The following is a 16921-nucleotide window of genomic DNA, read 5'->3' on the forward strand; positions in this document are numbered from 1 at the left end:
TGCCAGGATCGGCAGTGCCATGACTTCCACGCCTGCCATTTCCAGTGCCATGACCGCCGTCGCCGAGAACGCCTCCGCCGCCGCATCGGCCGCGGAGGCCACGGACGGGACCGGGCTGCACGGCCCGGTCACCGACTGGTTCGCCGAGCACGCCCGCGACCTGCCCTGGCGCCGCCCCGAGGCGGGCGCCTGGGGGGTGATGGTGAGCGAGTTCATGCTCCAGCAGACGCCGGTCAGCCGTGTGCTGCCGGTGTACGAGCAGTGGCTGGCCCGCTGGCCACGGCCCGCCGACCTCGCCGCCGAGCCACCGGGCGAGGCGGTGCGCGCCTGGGGCCGGCTCGGCTATCCGCGGCGCGCGCTGCGGCTGCACGCCGCGGCCTCCGCCATACAGGAGCGCCACGGCGGCGACGTCCCCCGTGAACACGCCCAGCTGCTGGCGCTGCCCGGCGTCGGCGAGTACACCGCGGCGGCCGTCGCCTCCTTCGCCTACGGACAGCGACACGCGGTGCTGGACACCAACGTCCGGCGGGTCTTCGCCCGCTCCGTCACCGGCCGCCAGTACCCGCCGAACGCCACCACCGCCGCCGAACGCAAGCTCGCCCGCGCCCTGCTCCCCGACGACGAGGACCTCGCGGCCCGCTGGGCGGCGGCCACGATGGAGCTGGGCGCCCTGATCTGCACCGCCCGCGGTCCGGAGTGCCATCGCTGCCCGATCGCCGCGCAGTGCGCCTGGCGGCTGGCGGGGGCGCCGGCCCATGACGGTCCGCCGCGCCGCACCCAGGCGTACGCCGGCACCGACCGCCAGGTGCGCGGCAAACTGCTGGCCGTCCTGCGCGAGGCGGTGGCGCCGGTGCCGCAGGGCGCGCTGGACGCGGTGTGGGACGAGCCGGTGCAGCGGGCCCGTGCGCTCGACGGGCTGGTGTCGGACGGCCTGGTGGAGCCGTTGGGCGGTGGCCGCTACCGGCTGCCGCACTCCTGAGTGGCGACCGGCAGCTCGCTCCGGTGGTCACCTGGGCGGCTGACCGGCGCGGCGGCGACGTGGGTACGGCGGCGGTGACCGCCTTCGTCGGCGCCCGCCAGCCCGGGTCGTCGTCACGTCGCCGTCATCTATGTCACGGTGCCGTCATGTAACGCCCGCGCCGTTCCGCGCGTCTTCACGGGCGCGATCCCTCTTTTCCGGGGTCGCGCCCGTCGGCTTGCCGGCGCCGCACGGCCACCGGATCGGCGACCGCGACGGCCCGCTGGGCGGCGGCCGGGTGCGGATGCCGACCGAAACCGAGCAATCGGTGATCTGGCCGAAAAGCGCCCCGATAAGGCGGGATCTGTCCCTCCACGGCGGTCTCGGGCTTCTCACGAGCCCTCCGCGGGACCTTCGTCCCTCCTGGTGGGGGCCTCTCGTCCGCCGCGAGTATGACGCCGCTCCGGCCCCTGTCCGTCCGAGGTATGACCCCCAGCGGGCTGTTACACAACCGACGGTTTTCCGTGCACTCCCTGAGGGGCCGACGCACATTACGTCGCAACACCCCCTCCGTAGCGTCGTTCCCGTGCTGGAGATGACCGCCGGCACGGACAACGTGGGGAAACGAAAGCGGATCGGAGGCGTCGGGATGGCGACCAGCGGCGGCAAGGTACTGGACTTTGAAGAGTACGTGCGGACCCGGCAGGATGCCCTGCTGCGCAGCGCCCGGCGCCTGGTGCCGGACCCGGTCGACGCCCAGGACCTGCTCCAGACGGCCCTCGTCCGCACCTACGGCCGCTGGGACGGCATCGCGGACAAGTCGCTGGCGGACGCCTACCTCCGCCGCGTCATGATCAACACCCGCACCGAGTGGTGGCGCGCCCGCAAGCTGGAAGAGGTGCCCACCGAGCAACTCCCGGACGCCAGCGTCGACGACGGCACCGAGCAGCGCGCCGACCGCGCCCTGCTGATGGACATCCTCGGCGTGCTCGCCCCCAAGCAGCGCAGCGTCGTCGTGCTGCGGCACTGGGAGCAGATGAGCACCGAGGAGACCGCCGCCGCGCTCGGCATGTCGACCGGCACCGTCAAGAGCACCCTGCACCGGGCCCTCGCCCGGCTCCGCCAGGAGCTGGAGAACCGCGACATAGACGCCCGGATCCTGGAGCGCGGGGAGCAGGAGCGGGAGCGTTGCGCGGCCTGACCGGCGGCGCGACGGGGAGCACTTCCGCCGGCACGGCCGGCGACGTAACCAAGCCCACAGCCCGGCTCACGGCCCGGCGCGCGACAATCTCCTCAGGAGCAGCGGTCGAGCGCGCGGCGGCAAGGGGAGCGGCGGCTGTGCGAGCGGCACGGTGAGCAGGAGCGGATTGTCCAGATACAGGCTGACCAGGGGCCTGGCCAGAAGCGGTTGGACCAAGGGCGGCACGGCCACAGCGGGCCTGGCCGCCGTTGGTCTTTTGCTCGCCGGATGCACCCCCGGGGGCGAGGGCATACGCAAGGAGGGGACGGCCAGCAGCACTCCCGCGCCCCGGGGCGCAGTGAGTTCCACGCCGGCGCCCACGCCCAGCACGCACTTCAAGAAGGTCAACGCGGTCAAGTTGCTCGCCGCCGACCCGAAGGTCAGCGCGGACGTGAAGCGGGCCGTCGCCAAGCCGTGCGCGGCGGACGAGTACCCGATCGAGGTGACCTACGCCTCACTGACCGGCAGCAAGTCCTCCGACATCATCGTCAACGTGATGACCTGCGCGGACTCCGTCGGCCTCGGCTCGTACGTCTACCGCGAGCGCGCCGGCTCCCAGGACGGGTATGACAACGTGTACGCGAACGAGCAGCCGTCCGTCTACGCCGGAGTGAGCAAGGGCGAGCTGGAGGTCTCCAAGCAGACCTATGACACGGGTGACAAGGTGTGCTGCCCCTCGGGGGAAGATGTGATGACGTACCGCTGGGCGAACGACCACTTCACCGAGTACGACCGGTACCACACCGACTACAGCAAGACCACCGTCGACGATGACACCACCGCCGACGGAACCATGTGAGCGGAGGGCGAGACAACCGCATGGCCGACACCCACGTGCTCTTCGTCGAGGACGACGACGTCATCCGTGAAGCCACCCAGCTCGCACTGGAGCGGGACGGCTTCGTGGTCACCGCGATGCCCGACGGGCTCGCGGGCCTGGAGGCGTTCCGCGCCAACCGTCCCGACATCGCCCTGCTCGACGTGATGGTCCCCGGGCTCGACGGCGTCAGCCTCTGCCGCCGCATCCGTGACGAGTCCACGGTCCCCGTGATCATGCTGTCGGCGCGTGCCGACTCGATCGACGTGGTGCTGGGCCTGGAGGCCGGCGCCGACGACTACGTCACCAAGCCGTTCGACGGCGCGGTGCTGGTCGCCCGGATCCGCGCCGTGCTGCGCCGCTTCGGCCACGCCAGCGGCCCGGACGACCGTGCCGGCGCCGGCGCGGCGGACGCCGACGGCCTGGCGGAGGCGGTACTGCGCTTCGGCGACCTGGAGGTCGACACCGAGGGCATGGAGGTCCGCAAGGGCGGCGAGACGGTCGCGCTGACGCCGACCGAGATGCGGCTGCTGCTGGAGTTCTCCACCGCCCCGAACACCGTCCTCTCCCGCGACCGGCTGCTGGAGCGGGTGTGGGACTACGGCTGGGGCGGCGACACCCGGGTCGTGGACGTCCACGTCCAGCGGCTGCGCGGCAAAATCGGCCAGGACCGGATCGAGACGGTCCGCGGCTTCGGATACAAGCTGAGAGGCTGACACCTCCGGTGGTCAGGCTGGCCCTGCGAACGGGTCTGAGATGGAAACTCAGCGCCGCGATCGCGCTCGTCGGGGCGCTGGTCGCGGTGGCGTTGAGCCTTGTCGTGCACAACGCCGCCCGGGTCTCCATGCTCGACAACAGCCGTGACGTCCAGATAGAACGCCTCAACTTCACGCAGAAGATCTTCGAGTCCACCAACCGCCTCCAGTTCGGCGCGAAGATCGACGACCCGGCGCTGCCCAAGGCCCTCCGCAAGGAGGTCAAGGAGGGCGACCGGGCCACCTACCTGGAGGACACCGGCCAGACCGCCCCCGAGGTCTGGGCCGCCTCCCCCCTCAGCAACGGCCGTGTGCTCTCCCTCCACGACCGCTTCCCCGACCGCTTCGCCGTCCTCGACGACCTCGACCAGGCGCTGCTGATCGGCTCCACGGCCGTGGTGGTCGGCGGCTGCGCGCTGGGCGTCCTGGTCGGCGGCCGGCTCTCCCAACGGCTGCGGAAGGCCGCCGCGGCCGCCGGGAAGCTCGCCGACGGCGACACCTCCGTCCGGGTCCGCGACGAGGTCGGCGGCGGCCGGGTCCGCGACGAGACGGACGACCTCGCCTGGGCGGTGGACGCCATGTCCGACGCCCTCCAGCAGCGCATCGAGGCCGAGCGGCGGGTGACCGCGGACATCGCGCACGAGCTCCGCACCCCGGTGACGGGCCTGCTGACCGCCGCCGAACTCCTTCCCCCCGGCCGCCCCTCCGAACTGGTCCGCGACCGTGCCCAGGCCATGCGCACCCTCGTCGAGGACGTGCTGGAGGTGGCCCGACTCGACGGCCACGCCGAGCGCGCCGAGCTCCAGGACGTCGCCCTGGGCGAGTTCGTCACCCGCCGGGTGCGCGCCCTCGACTCCGGCGTCACCGTCGAGGTCATCCGCGACGCCGAGGTCTCCACCGACCCCCGCCGCCTCGAACGCATCCTGGGCAACCTCATCGCGAACGCCTCCCGGCACGGCAAGCCGCCCATCGAGGTCAGCGTCGAGGGCCGCGTCATCCGGGTCCGCGACCACGGCACCGGCTTCCCGGAGGCCCTGCTGCGCGAGGGCCCCAGCCGCTTCCGCACCGGCAGCAGCGACCGCGCCGGCGTCGGCCACGGCCTGGGCCTGACCATCGCCGTCGGCCAGGCCCGCGTCCTGGGCGCCCGCCTCACCTTCCGCAACGCCGACGAGCTGACGGACGGCTCCACGGGCGCGGTCTCGGTCCTCTGGCTCCCGGAGAACGCCCCGACGTCCACCGGCAGCTTCCCGGTCATCCAGCTCCCGGACCGCTGACGGGGCGTGCCGGGCGGGGCCGGGCCGGGCCGCCGTACGTTTTCGGCTTTCCCTCCGTGGGGGCGGGTGTTCGTCTGCTGCCCCGGTGGGGGCGGGCCTTTGCGGCTTCCCGCCGTGGGTGGGGCCGGAGGGGCTGCCCCGGGGTACGTCCTCGGTGCGGGCGCATCTGGTCCGTAGATGAGGACTACCCCGGCGTTCGCTCCAGATCCTGCGGGCGCACCCCGGGACATCCCCTCCGGCCTACGCCGTCGCCGACTCTCCCGCCACCTCGCACCAGACCGTCTTACTGGCCTCCTCCTGCCGTACGCCCCACCGCAGCGCGACGGCGTCCAGCAGCGCTATGCCACGCCCGTTCTCGTCGTCCACGGTGGCCCGGAGCAGGACGGGCAGGGCGCGCGGGTCGGGGTCGACGACTTCGATCCGCGTCCGCCCGTCCCCGATCCTGCGAACGTGCACGGTGACCGGCGTGCCCTCCCCCACGTGCCGGATGACGTTGCCCACCAACTCGCTGACGCACAGCTCCACTTCGCAGGAAGCCGACGCGCCGAGATGGGCCCGCACCGCCTGCCGCAGCAGCGGTACCTCCTTCGGCACGGCGAGCAGCCGGACCGTCATCACCGCGCCGCCGCCTTGTGCAGCACCTCGGCCAGCTTCCGGGCGGTGGCCATGTTGCAGTTGCCGAGCGCGACGAGCGGCGGCGGGTACGCCCCCGCGAACGAGGGGAGTTCGACGCCGAGGGAGGGCAGCGTGATCCCGTTGGCCTTCAGCGCGGACCGCAGCCCCTCGGCACACTCGTGCACGTCATCCATGGTCGTTCACCTTCCTGTGCGCATTGTGATGAATCGCTCACAGCGTGACGTCGGGCGCCCTACTTTTGGAAGGAAATCGGGCCTGCAGACCCAACGAGCAAGTGGTGGTGGTGAGTCATGTCCCCTCGCAAGGACCCCGACCCGTCCGCGAGCGTCCCGTCCTTCTACGGCGCCGAGTTGCGCTTCTTGCGGGAGAGCGCGGGCCTCACGCTGGATCAGTTGGTGGAGGGCAGCTTCCGCGGCGCACCGCTACTCAGCCGGATCGAGCGCGGCGAACTGGGCATGCCGATGGATCTTGCCGTCCACATCGACAAGAGACTCAAGACGGGTGGCTTCTTCCAGCGCCACTGCGAGAACGTGCAGCAGGCACGCCGCTCCGGCATCGCCGCATACTTCGCGGACGTCGTGGAGATGGAGGTCCGCGCAACGACGATCGAGGAGTGGGCACCCGGCGTCTTCCCTGGACTCTTGCAGACCGACGCCTACGTCCGACGACTCGTACGGGCAGGAAAGCCCTGGTTGAAGGGCAAGGAAGTCGAGAAGCTCGTCCGTGCACGAATGGCGCGCGCCGACTTCTGGAAGCGCGACGACCACGCCTATTACTGGGGCATCCTGCACGAGTCGCTCATCCGTCGACCAACTCTGCCGCCCGGACAGATGGCTGACCAACTGGACCACATCGCCGCAGTGATCCGGAACAGCGAGAGCGTTCTTCAGCTCTTGCCCGAAGCCGTGGCAAGTGGCCCCGTCATGATGGGCGATCTGCGAGTCATGGCCTTCCCCGATGCGCCCACCATCGCCTACACCGAGAACGTCCACAGCGGCCAAGTCATCGACTTCCCACCACTCGTGACGGAGTATCGGAGGTCGTACGATCTGCTCAGGGCCGCCGCACTGCCGCCTGAGGCGTCCCTGGCCATGGTCGAAGAAGCGGCAAGGGGCTACCGAAATGAAGCGCAGCAACGGGATTGACCTGGGCACGGCCACCTGGCGCAAGAGCAGCTACAGCAATCCGGACGGCGGTAACTGCATCGAGGTATCGGACGACTTCCTCGCCGCCGCCACCTGGCGCAAAAGCACCTACAGCAACGGCGACGGCGGCCACTGCATCGAGGTTGTCGATACCCTCCCCGGCCACGTCCCCGTCCGGGACAGCAAGGACCCGTACGGCCCGGCACTGGTCTTCCCGGCCGCCGGCTGGTCGGCGTTCGTCGGTGCCGTAAAGAACGGCCAACTGCCCAGCGCCTGAGCACGAGAACGGCCCCTGGTGTGCGTGACGCACGCACACCAGGGGCCGTTCGCTGTCCGCGGGCGGTCAGGCCGTCGGCGTCAGACCGCCTCGACGACCAGGGGCTTCTCAGCAGCCGCGTCGGCGTCAGCCGACTTCGTGGGGCCACTGCCGCGCAGCGGGACCTCCTTGAGGAACCACGCCGCGACGAAGCCGACGACGCTGATGATCGCGCCCCACAGGAACACCTGGTGCGAGCCGGACGCCACCGCGTGCGCGTACGCGTCCTTCACCGGGGCCGGCAGGCTGGGCAGCTTCTTCGGGTCCATCTGGGCGCCGCCGCCGGTCATCTTCGCGCCGGCCGCGGTGCCGAGCTTCTCGATCATGGTGTCCTTCACCTGGTTGGTGAAGACCGCACCCATGATCGCGACGCCGAACGAGCCGCCGATCGTCCGGAACAGGGTCGCGGACGAGGAGCCGACGCCCATGTCCTTCATCTCGACGCTGTTCTGCGCGATCAGCATCGTGGTCTGCATCAGGAAGCCCATGCCGGCGCCGAGCACCGCCATGTAGAGACCCGAGGTGAGGCGCGTGGTGCCGACGTCCATCAGGGCCAGCAGGCCCAGGCCGATGGTGATCAGGGCGCCGCCGCCGGTGACGAAGATCTTGTACCTGCCGGACTGGGTGGTGACCCGGCCCGCGATCAGCGACACCACCATCATCGCCAGCAGCATCGGCAGGAGCAGCAGGCCGGAGTTGGTCGCCGAGGCGCCCTGCACGGTCTGCTGGAACAGCGGCAGGAAGGTCATCGCGCCGAACATCACGAAGCCGACCAGGAAGCCGACGACCGTGACGAGCGAGAAGTTGGCGTTCCGGAAGATCCGGAGCGGGATGACCGGGTCGCTGACCTTGCGCTCGACGAGGACGAAGGCGACCAGCGCGACGACGGCCAGGACGCCCAGGCCCACGATCTGCTTCGACAGCCAGTCGTACTCGGTGCCGCCCCAGGTGGTCAGCAGCACCAGCGAGGTGATGCCGATGGTCAGCAGGGCCGCGCCCGCGTAGTCGATCCGGGTCTGCGACCGCTTCTTCGGCAGGTGCAGCACCGCGGTGACCATGATCAGCGCGATCGCGCCGAGCGGCAGGTTGATGTAGAAGCTCCAGCGCCAGCCGAGGTGGTCGGTGATGGTGCCGCCGACCAGCGGTCCGCCGATCATCGCGACGGCCATGACGCCGGCCATCATGCCCTGGAACTTGCCGCGCTCCCGCGGCGGGACCAGGTCGCCGATGATGGCCATGACGCCCACCATCAGACCGCCCGCGCCCAGGCCCTGTACGGCGCGGAAGCCGATCAGCTGGCCCATGTCCTGGGCCATGCCGGACAGCGCGGAGCCGATCAGGAAGATCACGATGGACGTCAGGAAGACGCCCTTCCGGCCGTACATGTCGCCGAGCTTGCCCCAGATCGGCGTGGACGCCGCGGTGGCCAGCGTGTAGGCGGTGACGACCCAGGACAGGTGCTCCAGCCCGCCCAGTTCACCGACGATCGTGGGCATCGCGGTGCCGACGATCATGTTGTCCAGCATCGCGAGGAGCATCGCGATCATGAGTGCGAAGACCACCATCCGCACGCTGGCCGGACGTCTGCCCGTGCCCTGCGCCGGCTCCTGTATTTCCCCCGTCGGGGCCGCTGTCCGCGACATCCCCATCACTTCCCCATCGTTTCTTACTTACTTGCCGCCCGGCTAGTTTTGTACAGTGAGAAGGTAGAAGAGCTACTAGCCGGGCGTCAAGTAAGTTTCTTGGCGTCCGGGTGGATAGGTCCGTGACCAGCGGGGCAGCAGATGATTGCCGGGACGCGGGCCGTGCCCGGCCCCGCACCGACACCGTCGTCACGCAGGAGAGCAGCATGAGCAGCGCAACACAGCCGCGCCGGGGGAACACCCGCCAGCGCATCCAGGACGTCGCCCTGGAGCTGTTCTCCGAACACGGCTACGAGAAGACCTCGCTGCGCGAGATCGCCGAGCGGCTGGACGTCACCAAGGCCGCCCTCTACTACCACTTCAAGACCAAGGAAGACATCGTCGTCAGCCTCTTCGAGGACCTCTGCCGGCCCATCGACGAGCTGATCGACTGGGCGCAGGAGCAGCCGCGCACCTTGGAGACCAAGCAGGAGGTGATCCGCCGCTACCACGAGTCGCTGCGGTCCTCCGAGGCTCTTTTCCGTTTCATGCAGGAAAACCAGGGCACCGTCCGTGACCTGACCGTCGGGCGGCGCTTCAAGGAGCGGATGCTGACCCTCTACGACCTGCTGAAGGACGACGACGCCGAGCTGGTGGACCAGGTGCGCTGCATCACGGCGCTGTTCGCCATGCACGCGGGCATGTTCGCGATGCAGAACGTGGAGGGCGACCCCGAGGAGAAGCGCGAGGCCATCCTCAGGGTCGCCACAGAACTGGTCACGGCGGCGAACCCGCCGAGCCGCCGGCCAGCCCGGCCGGATTCAGCTCAGACGGCGTCGCCGTGAGCCCGCAGGAATCCGGTCGGCTCGATGCCCGACCCGTAGTTGGGGCCGGTGCGGACCTCGAAGTGCAGGTGCGGGCCGGTGGAGTTGCCGGTGCTGCCGGACAGACCGATCTGCTGGCCGGTGGAGACCTGCTGACCCACGTGGACCTGGATCTGTGACAGGTGCGCGTACTGGGTGTACATGCCGTTCGCGTGCTTGATCACGATCGCGTTGCCGTAGGCCGGGCCGTCGCCACCACCCCACGGACCGGCCTTGACGACCGTGCCCTTGTGGACGGCGTGGACCGCGGTGCCGGTCGGCACGACGAAGTCCTGGCCGCTGTGCTTGTGGGCCCAGTGGCTGCCGGGGATGCCGAACGGCTCGCCCAGGACGTAGTTGTTGACCGGCTTCACCCAGGCGTTGGCCTTCTTCGCCGCGTCCACCTTGGCCTTCGCCGCGGTGACCTTGGCGTCCGTGGCGGCCTTGGCCTGCGCGTCGGCCTGCGCGGCGACGGCCTTGCTGACGCCCGCGGTCAGGTGCAGCAGCCCGCCGTCGGCGGCGGTGGCGACACCGGCGCCCAGCGCGGCGGTGATACCGGCGCCAGCGGCCACGACGGCCACCCGGTGACGCAGCGCGTACTTACCGGCCTTGGTGGAGTTCTTGGAATTGCGTATCGCGGCAAACTTCGACATGCGGGTTTTATCTCCAGGGAGGAAGTGAAGGGGTTTTCCCGGCTGCGGCCCGGGATCGCCATTCCTTGGTAACCCGCCTCCGCCCTGGCGCCAAGGCCCCCTTTCTACTACCGGGACCCGTAATAGCCGGCACGCTCACCGACCGCCGCGAACCCACCCCAGACCACCCACCACACCCCCTCCCACCTGCGCATTACCCCTCCCCTCCCGCCATCCCCCCACCCCTCACAATCCCCCTACTCCGACTAGTAGGACCCAAATCCCTGTGCGCCATGTCACGAGAACCAAGACCTTTCACGTGACCCGCATTACACAATCCCGGAAGGCAATGTGACCCGCGTTACGAGAAAAGCTGTGACCCGCGTTACGTAATTCCTGATCCGCGGCCACCGGGAAATTCAAAAACGCCTGACCGCACCCCGCCCGCCCCTCTAACCTGATCCGGACAACATCACAGCCAGCAGCCGACAGGCAGCACCGGCAGGGGGGAACGGACCACACATGGACCCGTCAGCACTGGGCGCCCGGCTCGCGTCCGCCGTCGTCGCACCGCTCGTCAAGAAACTTTTCGTCCAGGAAGGTCCGGGCGCCGGCCTCGTCGACGCCCCGGTCCGCATCTCCGCCCTCGTCTCCTTCAGGGGCGAGCGGCGCACCCTCACCGACAAGGACCTGCACAAGCTCGCCGCCGAGCTGGTCCGCCGGGCCGTGCGCTCCGCGGCACCCGGCGAACGCCCGATCCCCGAGGACGAGGAGGCCGCGGTGGCCGCGGCCCTGGCCGGCACCCTCGCCGCCCTCGGCACCGTGACCATGGACGACGTCCAGGCCGTCCGGCTGGGCCCGGCGGCCCTCGCGGAGTGCCTGACCACCGCGGCCCCTCAGGCCACCCGCGACCTCTCCCAGGACGCCGAACTCCTCCACCACACCCTTCTCACCACCGCCTGCCTGCACGTCATCCACTTCTTCACCCAGCGCTCCACCTTCATCTCGCGCACCCTCGTCCAGCAGAGCCACACCCTGGACACCCTGGTCACGAAGATCGACGACTTCCTCGCGCGGCACCCGTCCCCCCGCGCCGCCGACCTCGCCTTCGAGCGGACCTACCTCTCCCACCTCTCCCGCAAGCACGGCCGACTCACCATCTACGGCATCGACCTGCACAACTCCCCGGACCGCTGGCCCCTGGACGCCGCGTACATGAGCCTGCAGGCGACCGGCCCGAGCCGCGCCGAGGACCCCTTCGAGGACCAGCCGCCCCGCGCCCCGGTCCCCGCCGACCAGGCCCTCGCCGGCCGCGACCGGGTCCTCCTCCGCGGCGTCGCCGGCTCCGGCAAGAGCACCCTCGTCCAGTGGCTGGCCGTCTCCTGCACCAAACCCGTCGGCGACACCGCCCTCCCCCACGTCTACGGCCGGATCCCCTTCGTCCTGCCGTTACGCACCCTCACCCGCGCCGGTGCCGCCCTCCCCACCCCGGACCGCTTCCTGGCCACCACCGGCTCCCCGGTCTCCGGCGGACAACCGACCGGCTGGGCGGACCGCGTGCTGACCTCCGGCCGCGCCCTCCTCCTCGTCGACGGCCTCGACGAGATCCCCGACCGCGAACGCGAGGCCACCCGCCGCTGGCTGCGCGACCTCCTCGACGCCTTCCCCGGCAACCTCTGGCTGGTCACCACCCGCCCCTCCGCGGTCCGCGACGACTGGCTGGCCCCCGACGGCTTCGACGAACTGACCCTCTCCCCCATGAGCCGCGACGAGGTCGCCGCCTTTCTCGCCCGCTGGCACCGCGCCGCCCACCACGACGCCGACGACCCCGCGCTCCTGGACTCCTACGAGCAGTCCCTCCTGAACGCCGTCCGCACCAAGCCGGACCTCGGCCGCCTCGCCACCAACCCCCTGATGTGCGGCCTGATCTGCGCCCTTCACCGCGACCGCCGCGGCTACCTCCCGCACGGCCGCAAGGAGCTCTACGACGCCGCCCTGAGCATGCTGCTCTCCCGCCGCGACCGGGAACGCGACATGCGCGGCCCGGACGGCGTCGAGCTGGCCGACGAGCCGCAGATCCAGCTCCTCCAGCGCCTCGCCTACTGGCTGATCCGCAACGGCCGCACCGAACTCGACCGCGACCGCGCCGAACGCATCGTCGCCGACGCCCTCCCCGCCGTCCCGGTCGCCGCCGCCCAGGGCGACGCCCCGACCGTCTTCCGCCACCTCCTCCACCGCAGCGGCCTGCTCCGCGAACCGGCCCCCGGCACCGTCGACTTCGTCCACCGCACCTTCCAGGACTACCTGGGCGCCAAGGCCGCCGTGGAGGAGGGCGACTTCGGCCTGCTGCTACAGCACGCCACGGATTCCCAGTGGGAGGACGTGATCCGGATGGCAGTGGCCCATGCCAGGCCGCGCGAACGGGCCGAACTGCTAAGGGGATTGCTCGACCGGGGTGAACTCCGCACCGACCTGCTGGCGATGGCCTGCCTGGAGCACGCAACGGAGATCGATCCGGCAGTGCGCGAGGAAATTACCTCCCGGGCGGCGACGATCCTCCCGCCCCGCAACCGCGACGAGTCGCAACTGCTCATCGACGCGGGCCCGCTCGTGCTGGAACTGCTGCCCGGCCCGGACGGACTGAAGGATGACGAGGCCGAGTGGGTGGTCTTCACCGCCAAGTCCCTCGGCACCGACGCCGCGCTGGAATGCCTCAAGCGGTTCCGCGACCATCCTTCATCGGGGGTCCGCTTCAACCTGGGGGACAGCTGGAGTCGATTCGACACCGACCGCTACGCGGAAGAGGTCATCCGGCATCTCGGCCCGCGCGCGAGAGTCACCGTCGCCTCACCCGCCGAACTGCGTGCGCTCAAAGACTTGGGCACCCGACAGCGCATCATCATGAGAGGCGCCTTCGCTGAGAAGGAAATCCTGGCTGGCCTACACCCGCACCAGATCACGGATTTCATGCTGGATGGCAACCCACGCATCAGCGATCTCGCATTCCTTCAGGGCTTCCCCGCGCTGGAGTCCCTGACCCTCTGGAACTGCCCAGTTGTCGAGACCCTCGCTCCACTGACTGAGCTGCCTCTGCGAACCCTCAACATCAGCGGACACATCGATGGCGGTGCACGCACCCCACAAGCGCTCGACCGCCTGAGCCAACTGGAATCCCTGATCCTCTACTCCCAACTCCCGCCAGCGGGGCTGGACGCTTTACCCGAAGACGCTCCTTTAACCACGCTCATCCTCGGCGACCAGCGCACCTTCCCCGATCTCGCCCGCGTCCCTACCTGGCCGCGGTTGAACGAGATCTACCTGCGGAACCTCCCTGGCGAACTCGGTGAGGACCAGTGGCACGCCCTGTCCCTCCTCAGTGACCTGAGGTCCTTCAATTTCAGCCTGGGATGGGGCGAAACCGCTCTCCGGATCCCCTCGGGCCTACGACTTCCCCAGGTAGAAACCCTCAGCTTCCTCAACGATCCAGGCCGTCCCCCGAAAGAACTCACCGAGCAGCTACGCGCCGCCCTCCCAGCTTTCCCTCGCGTCCAATCCCTGCGGCTTTACGGCGGCTCGGCATCCGGCCCCATCGACCTCTCCCCCGTGGAATCGCTCCCCGCCCTCCGGGACCTCCACCTCTCCCGCCTCACCCCTTCCCCCGACCACCCCCTCCCGCCCCACATCAACCTCACCCTCTTCCCCCGACCCCGCACGTAGGAGGGCCAGGCAGGGCCTACGCATAAAGCCGCCCCGGAACCGTCGAACGGTTCCGGGGCGGCTCGGCGTGTATCGCGCGTTACGCGTCCTTGCTCAGGTTGGGACCGGAGCCACCCGTCGCGGACTCCACCGGCGGGGCGCTGGGCACCGCCGACTTCTCCTCGCCGCGGAAGGTGAACTTTGCGGACTCGCCCTCGCCCTCCACGTCGACGACCACGATGTGGCCCGGACGCAGCTCGTTGAAGAGGATCTTCTCCGAGAGGGCGTCCTCGATCTCGCGCTGGATCGTGCGGCGCAGCGGACGGGCGCCGAGCACCGGGTCGTACCCGCGCTTGGCCAGCAGCGACTTGGCCTCGCCGCTGAGCTCGATGCCCATGTCGCGGTCCTTGAGCCGCTCGTCCACCTTGTTGATCATGAGGTCGACGATCTGGATGATGTCTTCCTCGGTGAGCTGGTGGAAGACGACGGTGTCGTCGACACGGTTGAGGAACTCCGGCCGGAAGTGCTGCTTGAGCTCTTCGTTGACCTTCGCCTTCATCCGCTCGTAGCCGGTCTTGACGTCGCCCTGGGCGGCGAAGCCCAGGTTGAAGCCCTTGGAGATGTCCCGGGTGCCGAGGTTGGTGGTCATGATGATGACCGTGTTCTTGAAGTCCACGACCCGGCCCTGGGAGTCGGTCAGGCGACCGTCCTCCAGGATCTGCAGCAGCGAGTTGAAGATGTCCGGGTGGGCCTTCTCGACCTCGTCGAAGAGGACGACCGAGAACGGCTTGCGGCGCACCTTCTCGGTGAGCTGGCCGCCCTCTTCGTAGCCCACGTAGCCGGGGGGCGAACCGAAGAGACGGGAGACCGTGTGCTTCTCGCTGAACTCCGACATGTCGAGGGAGATCAGCGCGTCCTCGTCGCCGAAGAGGAACTCGGCGAGCGTCTTGGAGAGCTCGGTCTTACCGACACCGGACGGGCCGGCGAAGATGAACGAGCCACCGGGACGCTTGGGGTCCTTCAGACCGGCACGGGTGCGGCGGATCGCCTGCGAGAGCGCCTTGATGGCGTCCTTCTGGCCGATGACGCGCTTGTGCAGCTCGTCTTCCATCCGCAGGAGCCGGCTGGACTCCTCCTCGGTGAGCTTGAAGACCGGGATGCCCGTGGCCGTGGCCAGGACCTCGGCGATCAGCTCCTCGTCCACCTCGGCGACGACGTCCATGTCGCCGGCCTTCCACTCCTTCTCCCGCTTCGCCTTCGCGGCCAGGAGCTGCTTCTCCTTGTCGCGCAGGCCGGCGGCCATCTCGAAGTCCTGCGAGTCGATCGCGGACTCCTTCTCGCGGCGGACGTCGGCGATCTTCTCGTCGAACTCGCGCAGGTCCGGCGGCGCGGTCATCCGGCGGATGCGCATCCGGGAGCCGGCCTCGTCGATCAGGTCGATCGCCTTGTCCGGCAGGAAGCGGTCGGAGATGTAGCGGTCGGCCAGGGTGGCCGCGGCGACCAGCGCGGCGTCCGTGATGGACACCCGGTGGTGCGCCTCGTAGCGGTCCCGCAGGCCCTTGAGGATCTCGATGGTGTGCGGCAGCGACGGCTCCGCGACCTGGATCGGCTGGAAGCGGCGCTCAAGGGCCGCGTCCTTCTCCAGGTGCTTGCGGTACTCGTCGAGCGTCGTGGCACCGATGGTCTGCAGCTCGCCGCGCGCCAGCATGGGCTTGAGGATGCTGGCCGCGTCGATGGCGCCCTCGGCGGCGCCCGCGCCGACCAGGGTGTGCAGCTCGTCGATGAACAGGATGATGTCGCCGCGGGTGCGGATCTCCTTGAGGACCTTCTTCAGGCGCTCTTCGAAGTCACCGCGGTAGCGGGAGCCGGCGACCAGCGCGCCCAGGTCGAGGGTGTAGAGGTGCTTGTCCTTGAGGGTCTCGGGCACCTCGCCCTTGACGATGGCCTGCGCCAGGCCCTCCACGACCGCCGTCTTGCCGACGCCGGGCTCGCCGATGAGGACCGGGTTGTTCTTGGTGCGGCGGGACAGCACCTGCATGACCCGCTCGATTTCCTTCTCGCGCCCGATAACCGGGTCGAGCTTGGTCTCCCGTGCGGCCTGCGTGAGGTTGCGGCCGAACTGGTCCAGGACCAGGGAGGTCGAGGGCGTGCCCTCGGCGGGGCCGCCGGCGGTGGCGGCCTCCTTGCCCTGGTAGCCGGAGAGCAGCTGGATGACCTGCTGGCGCACCCGGTTCAGGTCGGCGCCCAGCTTCACGAGGACCTGGGCGGCGACGCCCTCGCCCTCGCGGATCAGGCCGAGCAGGATGTGCTCGGTGCCGATGTAGTTGTGGCCGAGCTGGAGGGCCTCGCGGAGCGACAGCTCCAGGACCTTCTTGGCACGGGGCGTGAAGGGGATGTGGCCGGACGGGGCCTGCTGGCCCTGGCCGATGATCTCCTCCACCTGCTGGCGGACCGCCTCGAGCGAAATGCCGAGGCTCTCCAGGGCCTTAGCGGCGACACCCTCACCCTCGTGGATCAGACCCAGGAGGATGTGTTCGGTGCCGATGTAGTTGTGGTTGAGCATCCGGGCTTCTTCCTGAGCCAGGACGACAACCCGCCGCGCACGGTCGGTGAACCTCTCGAACATCGTTAATCGCTCCTCAGAGCGGTCAGGCAGTTAGGGGTCGGTCCCCTCCCTGTCCTTCCGCATGCTAGTCCCGCAGGGCGGGACAGCTCATTCCAACTGCCGACACCCGTCCGGATCACCCCGCTCCGACGGGGAAATTTACTGCCGAACAGCTGACATCTGCTCCAACTCGATGGTGCGAGACGATGTTCCCGCAGGCCAGGCATATACGCATGCCGCCACTACGCCCGTGGCGAACGCGGGCCTCGCCGACACACCGTCCACCACCGGCCAAAGACGGCGGCGAACTGCCGAGGGCGCCGGTCACAGCGTCTCTTCCCACTGAGACTGTCTTACCCGCT

14 protein-coding genes are annotated in these 16921 nt (G+C 69.7%); 9 read left to right on the plus strand and 5 right to left on the minus strand.

The annotated features are described in order from the left end of the window. Positions 1 to 19 precede the first annotated feature (19 nt). The 5 genes from MOV08_RS18840 to cseC all read left to right on the plus strand — a co-directional run bounded on the left by MOV08_RS18840 (position 20) and on the right by cseC (position 5044). Positions 20 to 979: an HhH-GPD family protein gene (locus MOV08_RS18840; RefSeq protein ID WP_039634095.1), complete on the plus strand. Its 960-nt coding sequence runs from the start codon at positions 20 to 22 to the stop codon at positions 977 to 979. Between the two features lie 628 nt (positions 980 to 1607). Then, entirely contained in the window at positions 1608 to 2159 is a 552-nt protein-coding gene (locus tag MOV08_RS18845; RefSeq protein WP_018540435.1) for a SigE family RNA polymerase sigma factor, read from the plus strand. A 337-nt stretch (positions 2160 to 2496) separates the two neighbouring features. Further along, positions 2497 to 2997, plus strand: coding sequence for a hypothetical protein (locus MOV08_RS18850; protein WP_275308220.1), 501 nt, complete (start codon positions 2497 to 2499; stop codon positions 2995 to 2997). Between the two features lie 20 nt (positions 2998 to 3017). Next, positions 3018 to 3731 (plus strand): two-component system response regulator CseB, encoded by a 714-nt coding sequence (cseB, locus tag MOV08_RS18855; RefSeq protein WP_039634099.1) that lies wholly within the window; start codon positions 3018 to 3020, stop codon positions 3729 to 3731. 8 nt (positions 3732 to 3739) lie between these two features. Next, on the plus strand, positions 3740 to 5044 hold the full coding sequence (cseC, locus tag MOV08_RS18860) for a two-component system sensor histidine kinase CseC (protein WP_039634101.1): 1305 nt from the start codon (positions 3740 to 3742) through the stop codon (positions 5042 to 5044). A gap of 240 nt (positions 5045 to 5284) precedes the next feature. Here the strand turns inward: cseC and MOV08_RS18865 are convergent, their stop codons facing one another. Both MOV08_RS18865 and MOV08_RS18870 read right to left on the minus strand, forming a co-directional pair. Beyond that, positions 5285 to 5659 (minus strand): ATP-binding protein, encoded by a 375-nt coding sequence (locus MOV08_RS18865; protein WP_039634103.1) that lies wholly within the window; start codon positions 5657 to 5659, stop codon positions 5285 to 5287. Then, a complete protein-coding gene (locus MOV08_RS18870) occupies positions 5659 to 5853 on the minus strand; it encodes a hypothetical protein (RefSeq protein WP_039634104.1) in 195 nt (64 codons plus the stop codon). Before MOV08_RS18870 ends, MOV08_RS18865 begins: the two co-directional genes overlap by 1 nt. 117 nt (positions 5854 to 5970) lie before the next feature. Here MOV08_RS18870 and MOV08_RS18875 point away from each other — a divergent pair, with 117 nt between their 5' ends. Together MOV08_RS18875 and MOV08_RS18880 are read left to right on the plus strand one after the other, a co-directional pair. After that, positions 5971 to 6825 carry a helix-turn-helix domain-containing protein gene (locus tag MOV08_RS18875; protein WP_275308221.1) on the plus strand — a complete coding sequence of 285 codons (855 nt, stop codon included), beginning with the start codon at positions 5971 to 5973 and terminating at the stop codon, positions 6823 to 6825. Then, a complete protein-coding gene (locus tag MOV08_RS18880; RefSeq protein WP_275308222.1) occupies positions 6803 to 7102 on the plus strand; it encodes a DUF397 domain-containing protein in 300 nt (99 codons plus the stop codon). The genes MOV08_RS18875 and MOV08_RS18880 overlap by 23 nt, the downstream gene beginning before the upstream one ends. 80 nt (positions 7103 to 7182) lie before the next feature. Here the strand turns inward: MOV08_RS18880 and MOV08_RS18885 are convergent, their stop codons facing one another. After that, a complete protein-coding gene (locus tag MOV08_RS18885; RefSeq protein WP_275308223.1) occupies positions 7183 to 8706 on the minus strand; it encodes an MDR family MFS transporter in 1524 nt (507 codons plus the stop codon). 284 nt (positions 8707 to 8990) lie between these two features. On the opposite strand from MOV08_RS18885, the gene MOV08_RS18890 reads away from it, so the two are divergent. Beyond that, on the plus strand, positions 8991 to 9608 hold the full coding sequence (locus MOV08_RS18890; protein WP_039634108.1) for a TetR/AcrR family transcriptional regulator: 618 nt from the start codon (positions 8991 to 8993) through the stop codon (positions 9606 to 9608). Here MOV08_RS18890 and MOV08_RS18895 read toward each other — a convergent pair. Continuing rightward, positions 9590 to 10279 (minus strand): M23 family metallopeptidase, encoded by a 690-nt coding sequence (locus tag MOV08_RS18895; RefSeq protein WP_039634110.1) that lies wholly within the window; start codon positions 10277 to 10279, stop codon positions 9590 to 9592. The genes MOV08_RS18890 and MOV08_RS18895 overlap by 19 nt on opposite strands. Positions 10280 to 10780: 501 nt before the next feature. Between MOV08_RS18895 and MOV08_RS18900 the strand changes: the two genes are divergently transcribed. Further along, the gene (locus MOV08_RS18900) at positions 10781 to 13975 is read left to right on the plus strand and encodes an NACHT domain-containing protein (RefSeq protein ID WP_275308225.1); all 3195 of its coding nucleotides are present in this window, start codon (positions 10781 to 10783) and stop codon (positions 13973 to 13975) included. Positions 13976 to 14054: 79 nt separating this feature from the next. On the opposite strand, the gene MOV08_RS18905 is transcribed toward MOV08_RS18900, so the two are convergent. After that, positions 14055 to 16580 carry an ATP-dependent Clp protease ATP-binding subunit gene (locus MOV08_RS18905; RefSeq protein WP_039634114.1) on the minus strand — a complete coding sequence of 842 codons (2526 nt, stop codon included), beginning with the start codon at positions 16578 to 16580 and terminating at the stop codon, positions 14055 to 14057. Positions 16581 to 16921 lie beyond the last annotated feature (341 nt).

The sequence above is a fragment of the Streptomyces yunnanensis genome (assembly GCF_029011865.1).
In the GTDB taxonomy this organism is placed as follows: Bacteria; Actinomycetota; Actinomycetes; order Streptomycetales; family Streptomycetaceae; genus Streptomyces; species Streptomyces yunnanensis.